The organism is Cyanobium sp. L1E-Cus, from assembly GCF_024345755.1.
GTDB classification, from domain to species: Bacteria; Cyanobacteriota; Cyanobacteriia; order PCC-6307; family Cyanobiaceae; genus Cyanobium_A; species Cyanobium_A usitatum.
The window spans coordinates 1-5,025 of record NZ_JAGQBS010000034.1 but is presented as its reverse complement, the minus strand read 5'-3'; the positions used below and the strand labels follow the sequence as shown (position 1 = coordinate 5,025).

Below are 5,025 nucleotides of genomic sequence, written 5' to 3'. Positions count from 1 at the left end.
AATCTGTTGAACGGTGAGAGGAGCAGGCATGGCCCGGTGCCCTGCGCATGGCAACCGGATTCAGCTGAACTCCTCCAGAGCGGTCAACCTGTTTGGCGCGACCCCTCAACCAGATTGTCGTCGGACACCTGGCCGTAGATCGCTCTGCAGCTGCGCGCGCATTAGGGCCCTGGGTTTACGCCGCAGGCTTTCGATCACATTGCGGAAATCAATGCGGCGCATTGGCCCGAGCTGACCCGCTCGCCGATGCAAGCGCGGCAGGGTTTCAACAAACTGGCTAGGCAGGAACAGATCCAACCGGTCATGGCGCAGGTGCACTGTGAGCTGCTGGCTGATCAGACGCGAGGGGATGCTGTAAGTGACTGAGCGTACCTCGATCGTGCTGGTGCTCCGTGCTCGCACCACCAGCGGCTCGTAGTCGGCAAAGCGCTGCACCGGCAGGGGCTGCAGATGTAGCCGCTCGATTGTGAGCTTCTGCTGCACGCTCGGCCGCTGATTCAGCGTCGTTGTGACATGAGCGACCAGCTAGCGGTACTCAGCCTCAGTGGCGAAATCGCGGCTACTACGCTTGATCAGCTGCTGCTCCAGTCGATGTTTCCAGTGCCGGTGCGGGCCCTCAATTGCGCCGTTTTCATGGGCCACGCCGCGGTTGTTGCGGGTGGCGATCACGCCCAGGTGGGCGCAAAGCTCGCGATAGCGGCTGGTGTAATCGCCGGCATAGCTGCCGTCGCGGTTGCGAAAGCAGGCGCTAAGGCTGTCGGTGCGGTGCTCTGCTGGTACGCCACCGCAGAGGGCCAGGGCGATCTGCAGTGCTTCTGAAAGCGCCACAAAGCTTTCACCGCCGTGGATCTCCTCCACATGACACCAACCCAAATACGGCAGGCGGAAGTGGAACAGCCGGTGTTCAAGCACCACCCCGGCAATGGTGATGGGTTGGCCTTCTAGCGGGGTGAAATCGGAGATGCCAAGCACTGCGGCGCGGTGCTCCTACATGAACATCACCTCCTGGCCTGGACCATGCACGCCTGCCACTACTCGACGCGCCGCTGCAGGGTGCGCTTGCGCCGGTACCACTCCTCACCCGGCCTGATCTGCTCAAGGTGGAGCAGCAGTGTCTGGGGTTCAAGCTGCGGCGCCTTCTCCAACATCGGCACCAACACGCTCTGCCAAACATCGGCCAGCGGATCAGCGCGGGTGCGCCAACTGCGGCCGCAATGCGGCTGGTTGTCGGGCTGATGGTCGCCTCGATCGATTCGCTGGGCGCTCCGCACCGAAACACCGGCGCCATCAGCGGCGATCTGTTGGCTGAGGCCTTGGGCCCGTTTTGCCACATACCATTCCTTGATTCGCAACGACAGGGGGGCGGGCAGGACAACGCTCCAGACCAGAACCGAAGCCCTGTTGTCGCGTGTTGAGACCCGCCTATGTAGTTGCGCAGACCCGCCTACCTAATTGTCGCCGTGCAGGCTGGTGATGAACAGGTGCTGCCTGAGCTCCCGTTTGCCTCTGCGCGTGGTCGTGTCGGCGTTCACCTCCACGATCCAGGCGCAGCCTGGCCAGTTCTCTTTGATGTGATCGGGAGCTTCTTTCGCCCTCAGCGTCCAGATCGTGTCACGGCCGTGCCGTTTCTCGTGATCCTTTGCCACAAAAGGGATGTGACGCTTTCCCTCAAACTGGAAGACCACCTGACGGCGCAGGGTGCGTTGGTTGTTCTTAATCGTCAGGCACACGTCGGCCCCCTCGGCGAGGCACCATCGAAAAACGACTGCGTCGTATGAAGTGCATCCGCCTGGATTACTACCCCCTCAAAATCCAGACCGCTCAGCAGTTCCTTGAGGGCGGCTCGCTCACTGGACTCGTGGGTGTCGTAAGCCATCTGCGCCAAGGCAACTCCCAAGGCGCGGGCATAGACCGTGACCTGGGCAACGTAGACGAAGTCGGCCGGAGGCCATACCAATGGTTGCCGTCCTCGGTCTCAATGGCTGAACCGCGCAACGTCTTGCCGTCGCACACCAATTGGTCGAGACCCTCTGTGCCACCAGGGATCTGGCTGATCATCCAAGCCTGGAGCACCTCACCGAACTGCTGCAGGTTGGCCTTGTTGAATAGGTACAGGAAAGTGGCATCTGAGGGCCAGCGCTTGAAATCCAGACCCAGGGCTTGGTTCAGGGCTTTGCGGTGCCGCCTAGCAAAGGCGTCTAGATCGCGTGAGCTCCTGCAGCCGCTCAGGATTCCGAGCACAACCACCAGAAGCAGGAACCGCTGTGGGTAACGGACGCCACGCCTAAAACGTCCTTCGGGGATCGCCTTGAGGAAGCTGATCAGATCAGCAGGTGCAAGCTGATCAACTGCACCGGAATAGTTTTGGGGCATGGGAAGCGGATAGACCCGCCGACCAAGCCCAATGCTGACAGGTTCAGCAAGAGTTACCAGGACAGACTTTTAGGCGGCCCTGAAGCAGGGGTAGACCGAGGAACAGCTCATAGATCAGCAGCAGAGAATCATGTAATGTCAGCAACTCTGAACCAAACCAGGCGAACGCCTTGGCAAGTCAGTCGTCTGGGTTAATCATAAAACAACGAGGCATAAATGCGCCTCGCGAATGACAGGGGGTGTCATTCGCCCCTGATCGCTCTCAGATCAGGGTAATCGTGCCTCGATTTGACACCACTTAAAGGGACACGGCCTGTTAAAATCCAAATGGTAACATTGTTGAGCATGTCTTTGACCGACATTCCAAGGATTGCGTCAAGCCGATCATTGCAGCAGAGGCGATCCATTCTTAAGCTGAGTTTCTTAGCGTTGCGGATTGTACCCTTGGTAACGACCGCCTCTACCGTCATGATTTTGGGTGCTTACAAAGCAATCGCTGGGCCACCGTCCCCAGCCATTTCCGAGATCATTAAGCAGGGACGCTTAAAACTCAATCGCGGACAGCCCGAACAGGCGATACTGGATGCGCGCAGGGCCATCGAGCTGAATAGCAATGTAGCCGAAGCCTACTTTCTTCTTGGTCGCTCACAGCAGGATATTGGCCTGAAGTCTGAAGCTCTCTCATCATATAGCAAGGCTATCGAGCTTGATCCGCGTTACGTCTCCGCATATTCCAACAGGGGTCTGGTCAAGGGTGGTTTGGGTGATATGAAAGGTGCCATCAAAGATTTTGATCGCGCCATTGAAATAGATAAAAGCTTTGCGGTAGCTTACTTGAATCGTGGCGTTGCTTTTGGAGCCATGGGAAATTCTCGGGCTGCACTAGCAGATTTCAATTCGGCAATAAGAGTAAATCCAAAATATACAGACGCCTATCAAAACCGCGGCATCGCCAAAGAACTGATGAGTGATATCAAGGGAGCTTGTACTGATTGGAAGCTGGCGGCTGCCATGGGTTCGGTTGAATCACGTTCATGGCATGCTAAGCAGTGTATGCGCATTATTGAGTCAGCAAAATAGCGATTTCTTTCTGTCAAAGCATTGGGACAAGCGGCTCGCATTTAAAGCATGGTCATTGATTTTTTGGCACTATCAATTGCAAGCTCTGCGTGTAAATTTGTCATCTTAAAGCACGTTTAGAATTGCTAATATCCTAATTTGCTCAACGAGAGCATTGTGCTCCAGCCCATGCAAAAGCATCGGCATCTCCGAGGGATGCAGCTTTACGCCAATCGCGACAGGCTGATGAAATATTGCCCACTGCTTCAAGCGCTATTCCCCGGTTTGCGTAAGCCGATGCATAGCTAGGATTGAGCTCAATAGCCCTTGAGTACGAAGCAATTGCGCCAGTAAGATCTTTAGCTTTGTATCTAGCTGCACCAAGATTGTTGTGCGCGGCTGAGTAGGTTGGGCTGAATTCAATTGCTTTTTCAAAGTCCCTTATGGCTGACTGGAGATCGTTGAGGGCTGATTTGGCTAAGCCGCGATTATTGTAAACATTTGACTGAGATGAATTGATCGCTAGTGATGCATCGTAATCGGAAATGGCGCCTTTGGGGTCGCCTTGATCATCCTTGAGCCTGCCACGCCTGTAGTAAGCAGCTGCGTGCCTTGGTAGCACTTGAATAATTCTTGAAAGGTCGGCAACTGCATCCGCTTTGTAACCTGACTCCTCTTTCAGCACCGCTCGCACGTAGAGAGCCTCGGTGTTGGCAGGATTATATGCAATGACCTGCCCGTAGTCCTTAACGGCACTCTCCTTGTCGCCGAGCTCAGCACGCAGTGCGCCTCTCTTCAGAAGCGCTGCTTCAAACTTAGGATTCAGATCAATAGCACGGTCAAGGTCTAACAGAGCCATTTGCTTATCGCCCAGTAAATCCTTAACTTGGGACCTTGCCAAAAAATTGCCGGGATCAGAAGGGTTCAACTGGATTGCTCGATCTAGATCATCGCCGGCTCCCTTAACATCGCCACCCATGAGCCGAGACTTGGCACGACCAGTAAAGAGAAGAGAATCCTCAGGCCTAGTAGCCATGGCAATCGTAAACTCCTTTGCAGCTTGCATGAATTCTCCCTTCAGGAGAAATAGGTTTGCTGTGGTACTTGAGGAATTATTGTTTGATGCTTCCGGGTCAGGGCTAGAGGTTGCAGGAGCGATTAAACGATCAAGCGAGACATCTGAGGCATTGTCGAGAGGAAGTCTTCCAAGCGCAAGCTTTCTGACGCCTGTCGTTCTTGGCATGGCAATGACTGGGGACGATGAATGTCTTTCATTCCCACGGGTCTCAGCCGGTAAAGAGATCTTTGGCAGATTTCCAGTCAGGGATGCAGTGGAGGCCTTTTCTAAGGCCGAGCTGATCTGAGTTTTCACATCTTCAATCTTGGCCTCAATTGATCGTTTCTGCTGTACAGCTAGCTGCTGTAAGTGTGCCAGGTCATTCTGTCTTTTCGATGCAACGAGAAGTTGCTGCTCGAGGGCGACACGCTTGGCATCGGCTAGACGCTGCTGCTCAAGCCGCGCTGCGGCCAGCCGCTGGGTTTCAGCCTGGCGCTCTGTTGCGATGCGCTCCTGCTCGAGCTGCTGCTTGGCCT

The 5,025-nt window shown here is 55.3% G+C and carries 7 protein-coding genes; 1 reads left to right on the top strand and 6 read right to left on the bottom strand.

Annotation, left to right across the window (positions count from 1 at the left end; translation table 11 throughout):
* Positions 1-105 precede the first annotated feature (105 nt).
* The 5 genes from KBZ22_RS14280 to KBZ22_RS14490 all read right to left on the bottom strand — a co-directional run bounded on the left by KBZ22_RS14280 (position 106) and on the right by KBZ22_RS14490 (position 2,373).
* Complete coding sequence (locus KBZ22_RS14280) at positions 106-483, bottom strand: Mu transposase domain-containing protein (RefSeq protein WP_255022487.1); 378 nt, start codon at positions 481-483, stop codon at positions 106-108.
* 42 nt (positions 484-525) lie between these two features.
* Complete coding sequence (locus tag KBZ22_RS14275) at positions 526-972, bottom strand: hypothetical protein (RefSeq protein WP_255022486.1); 447 nt, start codon at positions 970-972, stop codon at positions 526-528.
* 59 nt (positions 973-1,031) lie between these two features.
* Entirely contained in the window at positions 1,032-1,352 is a 321-nt protein-coding gene (locus KBZ22_RS14270; RefSeq protein WP_255022485.1) for a hypothetical protein, read from the bottom strand.
* 96 nt (positions 1,353-1,448) lie between these two features.
* A complete protein-coding gene (locus KBZ22_RS14265; RefSeq protein ID WP_255022484.1) occupies positions 1,449-1,730 on the bottom strand; it encodes a hypothetical protein in 282 nt (93 codons plus the stop codon).
* Positions 1,731-1,821: 91 nt separating this feature from the next.
* Entirely contained in the window at positions 1,822-2,373 is a 552-nt protein-coding gene (locus KBZ22_RS14490) for a transposase family protein (protein ID WP_396112200.1), read from the bottom strand.
* 345 nt (positions 2,374-2,718) lie between these two features.
* Between KBZ22_RS14490 and KBZ22_RS14260 the strand changes: the two genes are divergently transcribed.
* Positions 2,719-3,453, top strand: a complete 735-nt coding sequence (locus tag KBZ22_RS14260) for a tetratricopeptide repeat protein (protein ID WP_255022483.1) — start codon at positions 2,719-2,721, stop codon at positions 3,451-3,453.
* 142 nt (positions 3,454-3,595) lie between these two features.
* Here KBZ22_RS14260 and KBZ22_RS14255 read toward each other — a convergent pair.
* Positions 3,596-5,025: tetratricopeptide repeat protein (locus tag KBZ22_RS14255; RefSeq protein WP_255022482.1), on the bottom strand; the 1,430-nt coding region annotated here is incomplete at its 5' end.